At 50.0% G+C, this 19,323-nt stretch carries 16 protein-coding genes; 4 read left to right on the top strand and 12 right to left on the bottom strand.

Annotated elements, in window-relative coordinates:
- Positions 1-14: 14 nt before the first annotated feature.
- The 3 genes from CWE07_RS06000 to bioB are packed head-to-tail and all read right to left on the bottom strand — an operon-like array spanning position 15 to position 3,133.
- Positions 15-842 (bottom strand): methyltransferase domain-containing protein, encoded by an 828-nt coding sequence (locus CWE07_RS06000; protein WP_111568984.1) that lies wholly within the window; start codon positions 840-842, stop codon positions 15-17.
- Between the two features lie 3 nt (positions 843-845).
- Positions 846-2,033, bottom strand: coding sequence for an aminotransferase class I/II-fold pyridoxal phosphate-dependent enzyme (locus CWE07_RS05995; protein WP_111568983.1), 1,188 nt, complete (start codon positions 2,031-2,033; stop codon positions 846-848).
- Positions 2,034-2,053: 20 nt separating this feature from the next.
- Positions 2,054-3,133, bottom strand: a complete 1,080-nt coding sequence (bioB, locus tag CWE07_RS05990; RefSeq protein WP_111568982.1) for a biotin synthase BioB — start codon at positions 3,131-3,133, stop codon at positions 2,054-2,056.
- A 91-nt stretch (positions 3,134-3,224) separates the two neighbouring features.
- On the opposite strand from bioB, the gene bioA reads away from it, so the two are divergent.
- On the top strand, positions 3,225-4,520 hold the full coding sequence (gene bioA, locus CWE07_RS05985) for an adenosylmethionine--8-amino-7-oxononanoate transaminase (protein WP_111568981.1): 1,296 nt from the start codon (positions 3,225-3,227) through the stop codon (positions 4,518-4,520).
- Positions 4,521-4,537: 17 nt separating this feature from the next.
- Here bioA and CWE07_RS05980 read toward each other — a convergent pair whose 3' ends face one another.
- On the bottom strand, positions 4,538-4,972 hold the full coding sequence (locus CWE07_RS05980; RefSeq protein WP_126818982.1) for a hypothetical protein: 435 nt from the start codon (positions 4,970-4,972) through the stop codon (positions 4,538-4,540).
- Positions 4,973-5,130: 158 nt separating this feature from the next.
- Between CWE07_RS05980 and asnS the strand changes: the two genes are divergently transcribed.
- Positions 5,131-6,531: an asparagine--tRNA ligase gene (gene asnS, locus CWE07_RS05975; protein ID WP_111568979.1), complete on the top strand. Its 1,401-nt coding sequence runs from the start codon at positions 5,131-5,133 to the stop codon at positions 6,529-6,531.
- A 75-nt stretch (positions 6,532-6,606) separates the two neighbouring features.
- Here asnS and argH read toward each other — a convergent pair whose 3' ends face one another.
- The 6 genes from argH to CWE07_RS05945 all read right to left on the bottom strand — a co-directional run bounded on the left by argH (position 6,607) and on the right by CWE07_RS05945 (position 13,294).
- The gene (gene argH / locus CWE07_RS05970) at positions 6,607-8,478 is read right to left on the bottom strand and encodes an argininosuccinate lyase (protein ID WP_111568978.1); all 1,872 of its coding nucleotides are present in this window, start codon (positions 8,476-8,478) and stop codon (positions 6,607-6,609) included.
- Positions 8,475-9,719: an argininosuccinate synthase gene (locus CWE07_RS05965; protein ID WP_111568977.1), complete on the bottom strand. Its 1,245-nt coding sequence runs from the start codon at positions 9,717-9,719 to the stop codon at positions 8,475-8,477. Before CWE07_RS05965 ends, argH begins: the two co-directional genes overlap by 4 nt.
- A complete protein-coding gene (gene argF / locus CWE07_RS05960) occupies positions 9,716-10,678 on the bottom strand; it encodes an ornithine carbamoyltransferase (RefSeq protein ID WP_111568976.1) in 963 nt (320 codons plus the stop codon). The genes CWE07_RS05965 and argF overlap by 4 nt, the downstream gene beginning before the upstream one ends.
- A gap of 108 nt (positions 10,679-10,786) precedes the next feature.
- On the bottom strand, positions 10,787-11,608 hold the full coding sequence (argB, locus tag CWE07_RS05955; RefSeq protein ID WP_111568975.1) for an acetylglutamate kinase: 822 nt from the start codon (positions 11,606-11,608) through the stop codon (positions 10,787-10,789).
- Complete coding sequence (gene argC / locus CWE07_RS05950) at positions 11,605-12,645, bottom strand: N-acetyl-gamma-glutamyl-phosphate reductase (protein WP_111568974.1); 1,041 nt, start codon at positions 12,643-12,645, stop codon at positions 11,605-11,607. Before argC ends, argB begins: the two co-directional genes overlap by 4 nt.
- An 82-nt stretch (positions 12,646-12,727) precedes the next feature.
- Positions 12,728-13,294: a nitroreductase family protein gene (locus CWE07_RS05945; protein WP_111568973.1), complete on the bottom strand. Its 567-nt coding sequence runs from the start codon at positions 13,292-13,294 to the stop codon at positions 12,728-12,730.
- Between the two features lie 157 nt (positions 13,295-13,451).
- Here CWE07_RS05945 and sppA point away from each other — a divergent pair, with 157 nt between their 5' ends.
- Together sppA and ansA are read left to right on the top strand one after the other, a co-directional pair.
- Positions 13,452-15,317, top strand: coding sequence for a signal peptide peptidase SppA (gene sppA / locus CWE07_RS05940; protein WP_111568972.1), 1,866 nt, complete (start codon positions 13,452-13,454; stop codon positions 15,315-15,317).
- Between the two features lie 2 nt (positions 15,318-15,319).
- The gene (gene ansA / locus CWE07_RS05935; protein ID WP_275541008.1) at positions 15,320-16,378 is read left to right on the top strand and encodes an asparaginase; all 1,059 of its coding nucleotides are present in this window, start codon (positions 15,320-15,322) and stop codon (positions 16,376-16,378) included.
- 35 nt (positions 16,379-16,413) lie between these two features.
- On the opposite strand, the gene CWE07_RS05930 is transcribed toward ansA, so the two are convergent.
- Entirely contained in the window at positions 16,414-18,270 is a 1,857-nt protein-coding gene (locus CWE07_RS05930; protein ID WP_126818981.1) for a sensor domain-containing diguanylate cyclase, read from the bottom strand.
- Positions 18,271-18,529: 259 nt separating this feature from the next.
- A complete protein-coding gene (locus CWE07_RS05925) occupies positions 18,530-19,321 on the bottom strand; it encodes a TatD family hydrolase (RefSeq protein WP_111568970.1) in 792 nt (263 codons plus the stop codon).
- Between the last annotated feature and the right edge of the window lie 2 nt (positions 19,322-19,323).

Raw genomic sequence — 19,323 nt, 5'->3', positions numbered from 1 at the left:
TATCATCACCAAGGTTAACAGCTGACTGCTTTGTTAATATAAATACATAGCACTTCATAGTGTAATGGCAGTCCAGATGGTTCACGAAAATCTTCGTAATGCTGCATGAGTTGCCTATATAGGCGGGGTGTCAGCGCACGTGCTTGGTGGGTTTGGACATTGGCGCCTACACCTCGAATATCGCCTAGTAATTGGCGTAGCGTGGGGCTATAAACCGTCACTCGAGATGGCACCCATTGCACGTCAACCGTTGCACTATTGGGTAACATCTGTTGCCATTGCTGCAAGTCCAATTGTGAGTTAACTTGCTGTTTGCCATCGATACTGGCACGTAAGTCAGCCAGCGGTTGCATACCGCCGCTGATTAATGTGCTAATGAACGCATGACCGCCGGGGCGCAGACAATCGACCAAACGCTGTAGTAATGGTTTTGGCTGGCTACTCCACTGCACGGCTAAATTTGAAAATATAATATCGAGACTTGCCGGCGCTATTGGTAATGCATCCATATCCGCCTGCACCCAACGACAGCTAGCGCGCGTATCACCGGTTTCGATTGCCATCAGCTTAGCATCCTGCAAGCGTTGGCTTTGACGCAACATCTCAGCGCTTAAGTCTAAACCGATATACTGTGCACAGTAAGTCGACAAAACATCTAAGTTAACCCCAGGGCCGCAGCCTAAATCGAGTAAGCACGAAGCTTTCGGCTGCGCCTCATACACCCGAGCCATGCGTTGCAATAGCATGTTGCTGACCTGGCGCTGTAAATGCCCATGCTCACTATAGGTTTGGCTGGCACGGTCAAAACTGCGCGCGACCGATAGCTTTAACTGGTCATTCACTGCCTAAAGTTCCCATTGCTGAGGTGTGCCTAAGGTGTCAAGAAACCTATCTAGATCACCGCGACTATGTCGCGCGGATAAGGTCACGCGCAAACCCGTTTGAGTGGCCGGTACTGTGGGTGGGCGAATCGGCACACAGCGGATCTGAGCATTGGCTAACTGCATGCTAATACGCTGTGTTGTAGCAATGTCGCCAATCTGAATCGGCTGAATCGCATGATTCAAACCTGCATTTTCACTACTTGAGCGCCAACCGAGCTGTAACAGGCCTTGTTTGAAGTAATCAATATTTAGCTTTAATTGTCTGCGCCATTCAGGCTCATCACGAATCACTTGCATGGCCTGCTCGATCGCGCAGGCTTGTGCAGGCCCAAAGCCGGTGCTGTAAATAAAATGTCTGGCATGCTGCCAGCATGATGCGATCAGTTCATGGCTACCCACAACCATGGCGCCATGCAAACCAAACGCCTTACCGAAGGTCGCAGTGACGACTTCAACCTGCTGCGCATTGAATTGACCACACACCCCTGCACCATCATCGCCCATCACACCTAAACCGTGGGCATCATCGACCCACAGCAAGGCGTTGGCTTGGGTTTGTTTCAGTGCCACTAAATCACGCATTGGTGCAACGTCACCGTCCATGCTGAACACTCCCTCCGATGCAATCACCGTAGCTGACGCCAGCGGTGCTGCAAGGGTTTGCTGCTGACGCGCGAGCTGCTGGGTTAAGTGTGCAGTATCGTTGTGGCGAAAGCGCGCCAAGCGCTGGTTGGCGCCACTATCATGCTTAACTGCGTCATACATCGACGCATGGTTGCGCTTATCAAACCAATAATGGGGTGATAATGACGATAACCCCGCTGCCACCGCATAGTTGGCCGCATAGCCACTAGTGGTAAGTAACACTGCGTCTCGCCCTAACCAATCAGCCAAGCGCTCACTAAGGCGCTGGTGCGGCGTGTGAAACCCACTAATCAGCGGGCTGCCACCGCTACCACAACCATATGCCGCCAACCCAGTTTGGTACGCCGACACGACCTTGGGGTGCTGACTTAACCCTAAGTAATCGTTGCTACAGAAGTTAAGCTCGTGTGCTTGCAATGCTAACGGCTGACGCCAAAGCCCTTGAGCTTTGCGTTGTTCATGAAGCGCAGACAGTGTTGCTTGCCAATTTGGCTTAGTGCTCACTAAAGGTCTCTCTTACCGCATTACGATGCGCGTTTTACGCTCGTGTTGGTTGTGTGCTTAGCTGGGTAAAACAGCTCTGGCTCAGCACTTTGCTGGCTTGCTGCGACGGCTTCCATCGCCACCGCGGTGTGAACCTCATCGTCATAACCAGCAACGGCTTCTGGTTCGATACCCAAGCGCGCAAACAACAATTGGTCACGTTCAGCGTCAGGGTTTCCTGTGGTGAGTAACTTTTCCCCATAAAAAATTGAATTCGCACCCGCCATAAAACAAAGTGCCTGCATCTGCTCGTTCATCGCCTCGCGGCCAGCCGACAAACGCACATGAGAGTTAGGCATTAGAATACGGGCTACCGCGATACAACGAATGAAATCAAACGGGTCGAGATCTTCAACGTCAGCCATTGGTGTGCCGGGCACTTTGACCAACATATTGATCGGCACACTTTCAGGGGGCTGTTCAAGGTTTGCCAACGCGAGCAATAATCCAACACGGTCTTGGGCTTCTTCGCCCATACCAACGATGCCACCTGAACACACTTTCATTCCAGCACCACGCACATTGTCGAGGGTGTTGATGCGGTCAGCATAGGTACGAGTGGTGATAATCTGCTCGTAATACGACTCTGAAGTATCCAGATTATGGTTGTAGTAATCTAAGCCCGCTTGTTTTAAAACCATCGCTTGTTCGCGCGTTAACATACCCAAGGTCATGCAAGTTTCCATGCCTAGTTCACGCACCCCTTCAATCATTTTGATAATATAAGGCATGTCACGGTCTTTAGGGTTACGCCACGCAGCCCCCATACAAAACCGCGTCGAACCTATGTCTTTGGCTCGTTTGGCGGCCTCAAGTACCTTCTCGACTTCCATCAAACGCTCTTTTTCCAAACCCGTGTCATAACGCGCACTTTGTGGACAATATTTGCAATCTTCCGGGCATGCCCCCGTCTTAATCGACAACAATGTGCTCACCTGCACTTGATTCGGCTTAAAGTGCGCACGATGCACTTGTTGTGCGTCAAAAATAAGGTCCATAAATGGCTTGGCAAACAAGCCTTCAACTTGGCTGCGAGTCCAGCGCGGTGCGTTATCAGTCATAAAGATCACTTGTTGTTGTGCGTGTATGTATCGACATAGCTTAAGCACCGAGGGTACACTGTCAACTATTTACAACCAAATAAGTTAACTTATGGATGAATTTTGCACACCCGCTGATTTAGACTTCGACCAGCAACACTTATGGCACCCCTACACCTCGCTGCTTAACCCGTTGCCATGCTATGCGGTCGAGCGCGCCGAAGGTGTGACCCTTGAGTTAACCGACGGGCGTCAGCTGATTGATGGCATGTCGTCATGGTGGGCGGCCATTCATGGCTACAACCACCCTACACTCAACCAAGCTTTACTAACCCAAAGCCAGCGTATGAGCCACGTCATGTTCGGTGGCATTACCCATAAAAGCGCTATTGAATTAGGTCGGCGCTTAGTCGCGATGACCCCAGACAACCTTGATGCGGTATTCCTGGCTGATTCCGGTTCAGTCAGTGTGGAAGTAGCGATAAAAATGGCGCTGCAGTATCAGGTAAGTCGCGACCAAGCACATAAGAACCAATTGCTGACCATCCGTGGCGGCTACCATGGTGATACCTTTGCCGCTATGTCGGTATGCGACCCAGTTAACGGCATGCACGGCTTGTTCCAAGGCGTACTGCCTAAACATTGGTTTGCCGAACCACCACAATTGACCCCCAACGACCCTTGGGACCCAAGTGATATCGCTGATTTTCGAACGCTAATTGAGAGTAAGCATCAGAGTTTGGCGGCCGTTATTTTGGAACCCATTGTTCAGGGCGCAGGTGGTATGCGGTTTTATCATCCGCAATACCTTACTGAAGTCCGCGCGCTATGTGACCGCTTTGATGTGCTTTTAATCTGCGATGAAATTGCCACAGGTTTTGGCCGTACCGGTGCTTTGTTTGCCTGCGAACATGCAGGTATCAAGCCCGACATTATGTGTGTCGGTAAAGCATTGAGTGGTGGTTATATGACCTTGGCAGCGACTCTGGCCACGCGCCAAATTGCCAACACCATTGGCCAAGGCCTTGGCGGAGGTGCATTAATGCATGGCCCCACGTTCATGGGGAATCCGCTTGCATGCGCGGTGGCGTGTGCCAGTTTAGATATTGTCGCAACGGGTGCATGGCAAGCCCAAGTCGCGAGCATCTCAGCCCAGCTTGAAGTTGAACTAGCCCCGTGCAGGGACTTATCTAGTGTGGCAGACGTACGGGTATTCGGTGCGATTGGCGTGGTTGAAATGAAACAAGCATTGAACGTTGCAAACGCGCAGAAGTTGTTAGTCGAACGCGGCGTTTGGATCCGGCCATTTGGCAAGCTTCTGTATGTAATGCCACCTTACATCATCAGCGCTCAGCAACTCAGTCAGCTTACCGCCGCGATGTTCGAATTAGCTAGTTCCGAAGTTTAGGCAGCGGCGGTAATTGGCTAGCTGCTATAGGCACGAATAAAGTAACCTAAAATACCAGCACCGGTCGCCAGCAATAACATTAAATTGACCCAAATATGAGTGCGTTTAGCACGATACAGATAAATGTTCAGCGCCAGCGCGACTAAGCTCACCAATATGCCGACGCTCATGAAGAATATAAACATATCCGCATAGGTTGCGTCCCATGATGCGTTGGGGCGTGTATCTAAAATAGTGTCGTAGAAATTATCGGGGTCTGGGGTAGCGTAGTGGAACATGTACAACGCAATAATAAAAAATACCCAGCCGATTAAGCTTAATACCCCGAGCGTCTTGTTAAGAATGATGAGGCGCATGACGGTACTTGGCGCGACAGCATTTTTAGCACGGGTGCGTCGACTCGATCGCGAGCTCTTAGGTTGCCCTCGCTGCGGTGTTCTTGTAGTAGCCATGCCTACGATTCCTTGAAGTAATTACACCTTCAGATACTAGTTTTTGTTAATTTTGCTCGCTTTTACTGCTTTATCCACTTGAGTCTAGCGTAAAGCGCGGTAACATAGCAGCCCAAAGACTTAAAACTAGTAATCTTTACCATTGGAGTAACCTTTTAATGCAATACGCTGCTGTTAAGGATGTTCTTGCTGGCCAATACAGTGCGGGCGAAACCGTTACTGTGCGCGGCTGGGTGCGGACTCGTCGCGATTCCAAAGCGGGCATTTCATTTGTAAACGTACATGACGGATCATGTTTTGATGCCATCCAAGCCGTGGTACCGAGCGACTTAGATAATTACAGCAGTGAAGTGCAGAAACTGACGACAGGCTGTTCAGTGGCAGTTACCGGTACTGTTGCTGCTTCAGCGGGCCAAGGCCAGGACTTTGAGCTCCAAGCCAGTTCTGTACACGTGTACGGCTGGGTTGAAGATCCTGACACCTACCCGATGGCACCTAAGCGTCATAGCATGGAATACCTACGTGAATTCGCACACTTACGTCCGCGCACCAACGTTGCAGGTGCGGTGACTCGCGTACGCCATTGTCTAGCCCAAGCCGTGCACCGCTTCTTCCACCAGCATGGTTACTATTGGATTAGCACGCCAATCATTACCACGAGTGATGCCGAAGGTGCCGGCGAGCTATTCCGTGTATCCACACTGGACATGCAAAACCTACCGAAAGATGACAAAGGCCAAGTCGACTATAGCCAAGACTTTTTTGGTAAAGAGGCGTTCTTGACGGTGTCCGGTCAACTTAATGTTGAAGCATTTGCATCATCGCTATCCAAGGTTTATACCTTTGGTCCTACATTCCGTGCCGAGAATTCTAACACCAGCCGCCACTTAGCTGAGTTTTGGATGATCGAGCCTGAAGTCGCTTTTGCCGATTTGAATGATGTCGCCAAGTTGGCGGAAGACATGCTCAAATTTGTTTTCAAAGCGGTACTCGACGAACGTGCCGATGACATGGCGTTTTTTGCTGAGCGCATCGACAAGCAAGCCATTAGCCGTTTGCAACACGTGATCGACAATGATTTCGTGCATATGGATTACACCGATGCCATTGAAGTGCTGCAGAACTGCGGCAAACAGTTTGACTACCCAGTGGCTTGGGGGGTTGACTTGCAATCGGAGCATGAACGCTATTTGGCTGAAGAACACGTCGGTGCACCGGTGATCTTGAAGAATTACCCACGTGACATTAAAGCGTTTTATATGCGTCAAAACGATGATGGCAAAACCGTCGCAGCAATGGACGTGTTAGCCCCAGGCATTGGTGAAATCATTGGTGGCAGCGCCCGTGAAGAACGTCTGGATCTACTTGATAAGCGCTTACGCGAGATGGATTTACCTGCAGAGGAATATAGCTGGTATCGCGATTTACGTCGTTACGGTAGTGTGCCGCATGCTGGGTTCGGCTTGGGCTTTGAACGCCTGGTCGCGTATGTCACCGGCATGACCAATATTCGCGACGTTATTCCATACCCACGTTCACCTAAAAATGCTGACTTTTAACGCGGCTATTTATAAAAATACCGGCTGTGAATATACTCACAGCCGGTTTCTCTCTCTCGAACTTCTCACCAATATTTAGCGGACTTTTGGCACCACTTCCTGTGGCGTAATCCAAAACTCCAAACCAAATTCATCACAGTTATGCCGCCGTGGACATAATTCACAGTCTTTCATCACTTTTTCAGGCCAGCGTGATTTGTCTGCGTCTTTAAACCCAAGGCGACGGAAAAACTCAGCCGCACGAGTCAGTACTATCACACGTTTAATGTGCAGCTCGCGGGCTTGCCCCATCAAAAAATGCACCAGCGCTGCACCCAGCCCCTGCCCTTCGAGCCCGGGCTTTAAGCCCAATGAGCGGATTTCAGCGAGGCCTGTGCCATAGACATAGAGTGCGCTACAACCGACGACCTTCTGATCCTGCTCAACCACTGCAAATGTATGAATCGCCTGCATGATATCAGCTTTCGGGCGCGGTAAATGCTCGCCTTTACCGGTCCAATAGGTGATCAATTCATGAATCGCATCTACGTCGGATAAACGTGCTTGACGTACCTGCTTGAGTTCGGCTTTTTGCGCATTAAATTGCAACATTGCACGTTTCAAAGCAGCATCAACCTGGGCACGCGAGGTGCCGCCAAGGGCGCCACGTGCCTGCAAACCTGCTTCAAGCTCTAATACCGCATATACGTCGTCTTGAATATCTGGGTTAATCCGCTGCATCTCAGCTAATTCAAGCTGTCCTAGGGCACAGCCTTTATCAATGGCCTGCAACACCAATTGACCACTTTGTTCGTGGGCATCACGAAATGGCACGCCAAGGCGAACCAGATAATCTGCCAAGTCCGTCGCGTTGCTGTAACCAAGTTCAGCGGCATCACGGCCCGCTTGCTGGTCAACTTCAATATGCCCAAGACTGTAAGTAATAATACTTAACGCGTCGTGCCATTGGGTCATCGCGTCAAACAAGCATTCTTTATCTTCCTGTAAGTCTTTATTGTACGCCAGGGGCAAGCCTTTTAGCGTCATCAACATCGCTTGCAGGTGACCGGCAACACGTCCGGTCTTGCCACGCACCAGCTCGAATACATCCGGGTTTTTCTTTTGCGGCATCAAAGAAGAGCCACTGCTAATCGCATCGCCAAGTTTAAAGAAGCCAGCTTCGCCGGAGCAATAGAACACCACGTCTTCACACAAGCGTGATAAATGCACCATCGACAAGCTGGCAAGCGCCAGCGCCTCAACAACGAAATCACGATCGGATACCGCATCCAGGCTATTTTCACTCGCGCTATCAAAACCTAGTTGCTGCGCCAAGGCTTCACGGTCAATATTTAACCCCGTTCCTGCCAATGCCCCACACCCCAGTGGTGATTGGTTCATATGCTTCAAACAGGCTTGTAAACGCATGTGATCGCGTTCCAGCATTTCTACATAAGCCAACGCCCAATGCGCCACTAACACCGGCTGAGCACGCTGCAAATGGGTGTAGCCTGGAATTACTGCTTGTTGATGCAGCTGCGCGAACTTCAACAGGCCTTGAATACAACCGAGTAGCGACTCTTGAATATGACCTAAGCGTGCTTTGAGCCACAATTTTAAGTCCGTCGCGACCAAATCGTTGCGGCTACGCCCCGTGTGAAGCTTTTTACCCACCGCACCAAGGGTATCTTGCAACTTAGCTTCTATCCAGCTGTGGATGTCTTCCGCCCGATCACGCACGGGTAAATCAGGTGTTTGCGCCAACTCGTCGGCTAGTTGTTCCAAGCCACCTATCAGTGCTTCACATTCCTCAGCGCTCACAATACCAGCGCCTTGCAGTGCCTTGGCCCATGCTTTGGATGCTTCAACCTCAAACGGCGCTAACACATAATCGAATGGCAGCGAGTCGTTGAAGCGCTTGAATATGTCTGCTGTGGGCGCCGCGAAGCGCCCTCCCCACATACTCATATTCCCTCCTTGCTCGGGTTACGCTGCTGATCATGCAAAGCGCGAATCCGGCTCGCTAAGCTATGTAAGCGAATAAACCCAGCCGCGTCTTTCTGGTTGTAGACATCGTCGTCTTCGAATGTCGCGAACGCTTCTGAGTAAAGGCTTTGTGGAGACCGACGTTGGCTGACCACAGCTTGGCCTTTGTATAAGGTCAGTACCACTTCGCCAGTCAGAACTTTAGCTAAATCTTGCGCTGCTGCACATAACGCCGTGCGCACTGGAGTGAACCATTGCCCGTCGTACAACAGGTGGGCTAACTGCTGAGACAGGTAGCGCCGTAGCTGGATACTCGGGCGATCCATGGTCAATTGCTCGAGCCCTTGCAGGCCAACGTACCAAAGGGTTCCGCCCGGCGTTTCATAGCAACCACGGGATTTCATGCCAACTAAACGGTTTTCGACAATATCAATCCGCCCAACACCGTGGCGCCCACCGAGTTGGTTAAGCTCTTCCAGCATTGAAGTCAACGTACCGTGACGGCCATTAACCGCGCTCAAGCTACCTTGGACAAACTTCAAGCTGACTTGCTCAGCGGTATCTGGTGCTTGCTGTGGGCTTTGGCTTAACGTCCAAACTTTGTCTGTAGGTGCTTGCCATGGGTCTTCTAATTCCCCCCCTTCGTGGGAAATATGCCAAAGGTTGGCATCGCGGCTATACATCTTGTCTTTGCTCGCGGCACAAGGAATATTGCGCTCAGCAAGGAAGTTTAATAAGTCCTCGCGCGATTTGTACGGCCACTCACGCCACGGTGCAATGACTTTCAATTGCGGCGCTAATGCAGCATAGGCACCTTCAAAGCGCACCTGATCGTTACCTTTGCCCGTACAACCATGGGATACTGCATCCGCGCCAATCTCAAGGGCCAATTCAACCTGTGCTTGGGCAATAATTGGCCGCGCTAATGCGGTACCCAACAGGTAGTCACCTTCATAGTGCGCACCGGCTTGCATCGCTGGCACCACGACATCAGCTAACATCTTTTCTTTTAAATCGACGATATAACAAGCCGATGCGCCTGATTGCTTGGCTTTTTGCTCAATGCCTTCAAGTTCTTGGGCACCCTGGCCGACATCAGCCACAAAGGCGATGACTTCACAGGCATAGGTTTCTTTCAACCAAGGCACGATGGCAGAGGTATCCAGGCCACCAGAGTAGGCTAAAACGACTTTTTCAATCTTGCTATGTTGACTCTGGCTCATACCATGTCTCCTTGTAGAATTAATGCTAATAAGGCTTTTTGCGCGTGCATACGGTTTTCGGCTTGGCGCAATACCACGTCTAACTGGTTGTCTAACAAACTACTTTCAATTTCTTCATCGCGGTGTGCAGGTAAACAATGCATCACATGCTCGGCGCCCGTTTGCTGCATTAATACATGGGTCAATGCGTAGGGTTGAAATTGCGCCTTTTTCTCATCCGCGCCTTGCCCCTCCTGGCCCATGGATATCCAAGTGTCGGTGTACAGCACATCACAGCCATCTAAGTCCGCGAGCGCATGGCTGACTTGCACATTGTGATCTGGATAGTGCTGTGCCAACTGGTTAGCAAATTCAGAGGTGGGTGCAAAACCTTGTGGCGTCACAACCCGCATCTTGAGCCCCAACGCGGCAGCGCCCAGCATCAGCGACTGACACACGTTATTGCCATCACCGACGTACCCTAATTGCACCTGGCTCAAGTCATCGCCATACAGTTCCTGCAGCGTCATCAAATCGGCCAAGGTTTGACATGGGTGATGCTCGTCACATAGCGCATTGACCACAGGCACCCGACCTTGGGCCAATTGTTGCAAAGTAGTGTGTTGATACACACGTGCTACGATAGCCTGGGTCCAGCAGGCTAAGTTATTAGCAATATCTGTAACCGTTTCACGCGAACCTGGACCCACTTGCTTGCTATCTAAGTAAACTGCGTGGCCACCTAATTGCTGAATACCCACATCGAAGCTTACCCGAGTGCGCAAGCTCGGCTTTTCAAACAGCAGCGCCACCGACTTACCTGCCAGGCATTGACGGTAATTCGCAGGGTTCGCTTTCATTTCATGGGCCAGCGCTAAAGTTTGCTTAATTTGCACAGCGCTTAAGTCAAACAAGGATACACACTGCGTGATCGCCGCATTCGGCGTGTTCACAGGTTGAGTTGTTGATGTTGCTTTCATGATGCTTCCTCACAACGCCCTCGCAGCATGGCTTACAGCAGCTCGGTGAAGGCGGTTATCATTACAATCAGTTGTGGTGGGCGTGTTACGCCCTTATCTTGCAGAACCTTACGCGTCGCTTTGAACGCCAAGAATTCGAGTGGCCAGCGCATGGCCGGTGAAATGTGCGGCTAGCTCAGCTTGGCTATACCAAGCAGCAACCGCGGTGGTTCGTCGCGACAAGGTTGAAGCGGCGAGCGCAGCTTCAAGTTTGACTTTCATGCCGCCCACAACAACGCCAGAGGCTATTAAGACCTGTGCCTGACCCTGGTTTATTGTATCCAGCACAGTGCCGGAGGCATCTAAAATTGCGTCGACATCCGTCAGCAGCAACAAGTCAGCGTCAAGCACTGCGGCGACTGCAGCGGCTGCTAAATCTGCGTTGACGTTTGCTAATCTACCGTTAGCGAAAACACCCACGGAGTTCACTACTGGCAAATAGCCGCCTGCAAGTAGATGCACTAAATATTGAGCTGCGCTTTGCTCGACAAGCGGTATGCCAACCTGCCCACGTAGCGTGTCTTGAGTTAAATGACACCATGCGTCATCAGCCAACGACACCCCCACGGCATGCGCTTGATTTGGGTGTAATTGGTTAAGTTGCGCAACTAACTGGGTATTCAATGCACCCGCTAATGCACCTGCGATAATCGGCATTTCTGCCTGCTGAGTGACACGCAAGCCGTCTTGCTTAACCACTTGATGGCCAAATTGTTGTAACCAAGTATCAATTAATGCGCCCCCCCCGTGGACCAGAACACATCCACGCTCCGACTTCGCATTGACTAGTTTCTGCAATAGTGGCGTTAACTGTTCAGGATGGTCTAAACCGCGTCCGCCAACTTTTACCACCAAGGGGCGATGTGAGGATGCCGAGGCCGATACTGTCATAGTAGCGCCTCCATTTGTGGCCAACCGAATTTAACATTACACGCCTCAATAGCTTGAGATGCCGCGCCTTTCAGTAGGTTATCAATGGCACTTATCACCACCACGTGCTGGCCTTGTACTTTAATAAACAGATCACAAAACGGCGTATGAGCCACATCATCCGCTTGCGGCGGCTGATTGCGCAAACGAATACTGGGGTTGTTTTGATAAGCGCTTTCGAACGCTGCTTGCACCTGGGCTGGACTCACGCCTGCTTGCACACGCGCTGCACAGGTCGCCACAATACCGCGCTTAAAGTTACCTAGTTGCGGAATAAACATGACTTCGAGCCCCAAATTCTGGGCTATTTCACATTGGTGACGGTGCTCAAGCACACCATACGGACGTAAGCTTACTTCACAAAAACTTGTCGCTAAACTGGCTTTGCGCCCTGCCCCAGACACCCCACTCACAGCAGAAATAACTGGGGTTTGCGTGGTATCTAAAAGCTTATTTAATAGCAACGGCGCTAACGCCAAGCTGGCTGCCGTCGGGTAACAACCCGGCATGCTCAGCAATTGGTGTGCCTGAATCGCAGCAATGGCCTGTTCTTTTTTATCATGCTTTGGAACTGGTAGCGCGTGAGGTAGTGCATAACTGCGTTGTTGCAGCCACTCTGGATGGGTGTGAGTAAACCCATAAAAAGTTGGATAATTATTCAAATCGCGCAGGCGGAAAGCGGCGGATAAGTCGACCACACAGCAGCCAGCAGCTAAGAATTTCGGCGCTAGCTCCAAACTTGCTTCATGTGGCAGTGCCAAGAATACAATATCCACTCCGGCAGCTTCATCAAGGACTTCGTCCTGCCACTGCTGCAACTGAATATCAACCTGCATAGAGAGGTGAGGAAACAATTCGGGCAAAGGCATAGCATTTTGAGCGCTAAAGGCAAAAGCGCGGGCTAATTGCATGTGCGGGTGACGGCTTACTAAACGACAAAGCTCAGCGCCGCTATAGCCACTCGCTCCTAAAATCCAAACTGTTTTTTCGGCTTTCATCTTGGCTCACCACTACGTCTACCAACTGATAGGCGCATGGTAACCAAGGCAAAAACCGATGTAAAGAATTATTATGCAGAAATTATGAATTTATATCTATTTTTGCCATTCGGAAAATTGTATTTTCTTTTGCCGGCTTAATTGGCGTCGGCACTGCTGGCGTACCAACATATAAGAAACCAACAATATCGTCGTGATCAGCAATGCCCAATCCTGCTTTAACTGTGGCTGAGTGCGTATAAGGGCCACTACGCCAAATGGCCCCAAGGCCCTGCGCAAAACACGCCTGTTGCATCGCCATGGTGGCACATGCAGCGGTCGCAAACTGTTCAGTTTTGGGGACTTTATCGTGATCTTGATACGCAGTGCTGACAACAATCAGCATGGGGGCGCGCAGTGGCAACTGTGCCGCTCGGTCAACATCTTGGGAATTAAAACCCGCTTCGGTGCGGGCCGCTTTTTCAAACAACTGCCCCAAGGCAATTAAACTATCGCCTTGCACGATATCGCAGCGCACTGGCATCAATGCCATGTGATCAGGCACCCGTAGTGCGGCTTGCTGGATTAGCGCTAGACTATGCGCATCCGGGGCGGGTGCAATTAAGCGCGGCATTGACGAACGTGTCGTAAGTAATTCGATAGCATCCATAGTCAGTTGCATACCTCTGAAAGGTCATAGATTCGGCGGGCACCATAGCATATCTGTAGACTTTTGTTACAAAGTGATAGGTGTTTGTTCGCTGCTTTTTAGCTACTATAGCTTTTTATAATCTTAACTGTGCTTGCAGCTCTATGGGTATCAATTTATGAAGTTCTTACGTCAGCTTTTTGCCAAAATATGGCGGGTGCTTAATTCCATCCGTATCATATTGTTAAATGTGATTTTTTTCTCGTTACTGATTATTATCATCGCGGCCATGAGCAGTGGCGAAGATATCCCTGAGGTGCCGCAAGACGGCTTACTCGTGCTTAACTTATCTGGCTTCCTGGTGGAAGAAGAAACCTATGTCGACCCGTTTGAGCAAATTATTCAAGAGTCATTCAGTGGCGGCAGCATTATCCCTGAAATTAATTTGTATCACTTATTAGCGACTATCGAGGAAGCGACCAACGATGAACGTATCGGTGGCATCGTGCTCGATTTACGTTACTTCTTAGGTGGTGGACTGAATAAAATGACCTTGGTTGGTGAGCAGCTCAATGCATTCAAGGCAACTGATCGCCCGGTGATCGCAGTCGGCGATTACTACACTCAGAATCAGTACTTCTTAGCCAGCCACGCAGACACTATCTACCTGAACCCAATGGGCGCAGTCGCACTTGATGGTTTGCATTACTATCAAATGTACTATCGTCAGTTGCTGGAAAACTTGAAAATTACCCCGCACATTTTCCAAGTTGGTCAGTATAAATCGGCGGTTGAACCATTCATGCGCGACGATATGTCTGCAGAAGCGCGCGAAGCGAACGAAGCTTGGTTGAACGAGCAATGGACGATGTTCCTTAACGGCATCGCGTTGAACCGTGACCTTGACCCTCAAATCACTTCTGGTCAGTTAGATGATTTTATGGCGTTAATGGAACGCGCAAGCAATAACCAAGCACGCTTAGCGATTGAAGCCAACTTGGTCGATGAATTGCGTTCACGCCAGCAAATGCGTGAAGCATTAATTGACTTAGCGGGTCTTGATACAGATAACCACAGCTATCGCCATATTACCTACGACGACTACCGTCGTGTCATTCAATCACAAACCAGCCCGGCAGAAGCGATGCTGGACAACCGCCCTAAAGTGCAAGTGATTGTTGGTCGTGGTGTGATTATGGATGGTAGCCGCCAGGCCGGAGAAATTGGTGGTGATACCATGGCAGCGCAGTTACGCGAAGCACGCAATGACGATGACGTCAAAGCAGTGGTACTGCGCATTGATAGCCCAGGCGGAAGTGCTTTCGCATCGGAACTGATTCGTCAGGAAGTATTAGAGTTACGCAAAGCTGGTAAACCTGTAATTGCGTCAATGAGCTCAACTGCTGCCTCAGGCGGTTACTGGATTGCTGCAGGTGCGGATGAAATCATCGCTGCACCCACTACGATTACAGGCTCAATTGGGGTCTTCGGTTTATTAATGACGTTTGAAGATAGCTTGGATTACATCGGTATCAATACCGATGGCATTTCAACCACCGAATTACCGTACTTGAATTTAGGTAAGCGTCTGGACCCAGCAGCTGAGCATATGATTCAAGCTTCAGTTGAGCAGGTTTACACTGACTTTTTAACGATTGTGGCTGAGGCACGTAACATGAGCGTGGCTGACGTGCACGAAGTAGCGCAAGGCCGTGTGTGGACAGGTCAAGCCGCATTGAGCTTAGGCTTGGTAGATGCCCTTGGCGAAACCGACCTTGCCATTGCACGCGCTGCCGAGCTGGCGCAACTTGAAGCCGATTCGTTTAGAGTGGCATGGCCAGAGCGCAAGATGTCACCTTTTGAAACCTTCATGGCGGATATTTTTGGCACCACCGTGGCTTGGTTACCGCAGCGTGAGAATGACACAGCCTATGGTTTGGCCGAAAAAGCTTTGATGCAAGTATGGCAAGATGTGAAAATTCTAAATGAATTTAACGCTCAAGATGGGGTTTACACCCGTTGCTTGCAATGTAAGGTTGATTAAGATTGACACAAAATAGCCGTAAACGCGTGTATGTAGCTTATACAGGCGGCACCATAGGCATGAAAAAATCGGCGCAGGGTTATGTCCCTGCGCCGGGTTTTTTAACCGAAACGGTGCATAAACTACCCGAATTTACCCGCCCTGAAATGCCTGAGTTCGTGATCAACGAGTATCAGCCATTAATGGATTCATCTGATATGTCGCCAGCAGACTGGCAGCGCATAGCGGACGACATTCAACGTAACTATAAAGCTTACGACGCCTTCGTGATTCTGCATGGTACAGATACCATGGCGTACACCGCGTCGGCGTTGTCATTTATGTTTGAAGACTTAGATAAACCCGTCATTATCACTGGCTCGCAAATACCTTTAGCGGCGCTGCGTTCAGACGGCCAGATCAACTTACTCAATGCGTTGTATATTGCGGCCTACTACCCGATACATGAAGTGACCCTATTCTTTAACAACCGTTTGTTCCGTGGGAATCGCGCGACCAAATCGGACGCCGATGGGTTTGATGCATTTAGCTCTCCCAACCATCCAGCGCTGTTAAAGGCAGGCATTGAAATTGAATTGCTGAACGGTGAAATTGGCCTCAACGTCAACCAAAGTCTGCACGTTCAAGCGGTCATTCCGCAAGACATTGGCGTGGTCACGCTCTACCCCGGTATGAGCAGCGCGATTATTGACAGCCTTGTGCAGCAACCGGTAAAAGCGCTGATATTACAAAGCTATGGTGTAGGCAATGCTCCGCAAAATAGTGCCCTTCTCGGCAGCTTGCAGCGCGCGATTGAGGCCGGCGTCACGGTAGTCAATTGTACCCAATGTTATAAAGGCACGGTCAACATGCACGGGTATGCAACTGGCAACGCGCTAGCCGACATTGGCGTCGTCAGCGGCCAGGATATGACGGTCGAAGCGGCTTTAACCAAACTGCATTACTTACTCAGCCGTGGCGACACAGGGCGTGATTTGCAAAATGCATTAGAACGCTCGTTGCGAGGTGAGCTGTCTATCAACAAACGCAGCCGTATTGAGCGCCTGCGCAAAGATCATTAAACATCGTTGGTTAGTAGGCTGGCGTTGGGGCTGAATTAAGCGAGCACCCAACGACTGCCTCCTGCCCTCTTCGCCTCATAGGCGGCATGGTCGGCACGGGTTAAAAGTTCTGCATAATTATCGTCGCTTGCTAAACGCTGACAGATACCTACACTTAACTTTACATTTTGTGCTTCTTGATTCCGTTCACCTAATTTCGCCACTGCGCGGATCAAGCCATCCGCCACTTGCTGCGCACGCTCTAAGGTACAGCCGGGTAACATCACCACAAATTCGTCACCGCCTAAACGCCCAATCACGTCACTTTCTCGGGTGAAGCTTCGCATCACCTGTGCCACATCACTCAGTACTCGGTCGCCAAAGGCGTGACCATGGGTGTCATTGACCTGTTTAAAGTTATCCAGGTCAATCATCACTAATACCAAGGGTTGTTGGTTCTCGACACTGTGCTGAAACGATTCATGCATGGCTTTTTCTAAACCCCGGCGATTAAGCAAGCCTGTTAAGGTGTCTTGCAAAGCGGCGTGACGTAACGCATCAATCTTTTCCCGCTCGCTGGTGATATCAGTCACCGTACCCACGTGCCCCACACATTGTTTATTTAATAATACCGGCGATGTCTCTATACGTAACCATACCAACTTGCCATCGTTATGGCGCAACTGAACCTCAACCGAAGCCGTGGCTACATCGTCAATGGCCTGTTTAACTTTGCTGGTGAAATGCGCGCGATGTTGTTCATTGAGCTGTTTGACAAAGCCGTTTTTAATTAAGTCTTTGGTATCGTAGCCTGTCATATCCACCATACGCTGATTCACATATTCAATCTGGCCTTTGCGATTGGCCATGAACAAACCAGCGGACGAGGTTGCCAGGATTTGGTCTAAGTAGGCTTGGCGACGTTGCAGGCTTTGCTGTGAAGCCGCATTTTGCGCCAATAGATTATTAAAACGGTACACTAAATTGCGCAGTTCTAGAATGCCAGGTTCCGTCAGATGTTCTTGATGCCCGCGTTGCACCGCAGCGACTTCGTCCTGCAAACGAGTTAACGGCCTTAAATAAGCGTGGATAATGACTGACAATAAACCGAGGGTTACCACTAATGCGACAAAGCCTAAGACCCACTGCACATTACGCACAAACCGAACTGGACGCATCGCTTCACGCAAACTTACTTGCGCAACCACGATCCATTTACCAGCCGCTACTGGTTTTACGGCTTGTAAAATCTCCTCACCGTTAATCCCAACGGTTTGTTCGACGCCCTGCCAGCCCGACTGAATTGCGCTGAAAACCAGCGGCGCCTGGCTCGCACTTAATTGCGAGCCCAATAACAAACGATCCGGATGCCCAACCACATACCCCTCGTGGTCGACGATCGCGACATGCCCACTGTCGCCAATACGAGTTGTTACTATTCGATTTAACACCTCATTATTGCGCAGTGAAAAGACGCCGACGACCGCGCCTAAGAATGAGCCGTCGCTATCAAACACTGGCACACTGGCATGTACGACCATTTCATTGTTGTAATAAGAGGGCTGCGGCGCAGTTAAAATGAAGTTATTTCCATCGAGCAAACTCTGAAACATAGAGTTTTGTGACAAGTTAAGACGTTCCTGAGCAGCACCAATACGAGGCCATTCATCGATAACCACACCAGCGCGATTCACTACCCAAACGTGATCAAACAATTGACGTAATCCAGCTTCATCCGCAAGGCCTGGGTGGTCCTCACCCCAGCGTTGCAGGTTATCCGCTAAATTCACTAAACCTTGCTGGCGGGTATTCAGTATCACATCAAGATTAGTCTGGAAGGCGCTTGCTACGCGGTCTAGATTCTGCTCTGCCTCGTCTATTAGCGTACGCTGCTGGATGTTGACAGACACCATAATCAGACTCAAGGTTGCGATGGTAAAGCATAAGCTAACAACCAAGTATAACTGTATGGATAACCTACGAAAAAAAGTCCCCAAACTGACCTCAAAAACTACTTTTGCTAATTTTATGTAAACAACTGACGAAAAAACTAGCAATTAAAATGGCTTGTTCTACAATGAAAATATGTAATGAATTTGCCAGTTAGCGCACGGCTCAATCCCATTGAGCCATTCCCCTGAGCTCGGGGTCCTAGTGACCTCGAGCCTTTTTTTATTCTGTAATATTTGGCCGCTTCGCCAGTGCAAATAAGCGATAAAAGTTATCTCGCGTTACTTGTGCAACCTCTTCAATACTGACACCTTTTAGTTTTGCTACAAACGCTGCCACGTCTTTCACATAGGCTGGCTGGTTTTCCTTACCACGATGCGGCACAGGTGCTAGCCAGGGTGAGTCGGTTTCGATGAGCAATCGCTCAAGTGGAACCTGGCGCACAACCTCGCGTAATTCATCCGCGCTATTGAAAGTAACAATGCCTGAGATTGAAATATAAAAACCAAGATCTAAGGCTTGCTCAGCCATCCACTGATTCTCGGTAAAACAATGCAGTACCCCGCCACACTGCTGCGCTTGTCCAGCTTTTAGCATTGCAATGGTGTCTTCTCTTGCATCCCGGGTATGAATAATCAGTGGCTTTTGCAAGCTATTAGCAAGCTCAATATGATATTCAAAGCTTTGCTGTTGACGCGTGTGATGGTCTTTATCATAGAAGTAATCCAAGCCCGTCTCCCCCACGGCGACCACATCTGGGCGGCTACAAATCTGCTTAAGCTCTTCAAAATCGATGCGATTCTCGACCACATAGAGGGGGTGCAAACCGCATGACATGCTCACGTTATCGGCGCCCTCAACCAATTTAGCCATTGGATAGAAGTCGTCTAACGTGACGCCAACACACAGCATATGCTCAACGCGCTCGGCTTTTGCATGCCGCAGCACCGAATCTAAACCTTGTTGCTGGACTTGCTTGATTTTGTCTAAATGACAGTGAGAATCGACAAACATAC

The organism is Aliidiomarina maris, from assembly GCF_003987335.1.
In the GTDB taxonomy this organism is placed as follows: domain Bacteria; phylum Pseudomonadota; class Gammaproteobacteria; order Enterobacterales; family Alteromonadaceae; genus Aliidiomarina; species Aliidiomarina maris.
The sequence above is the reverse complement of the archived record's forward strand: the minus strand, read 5'-3'. Positions and strand labels throughout refer to the sequence as shown.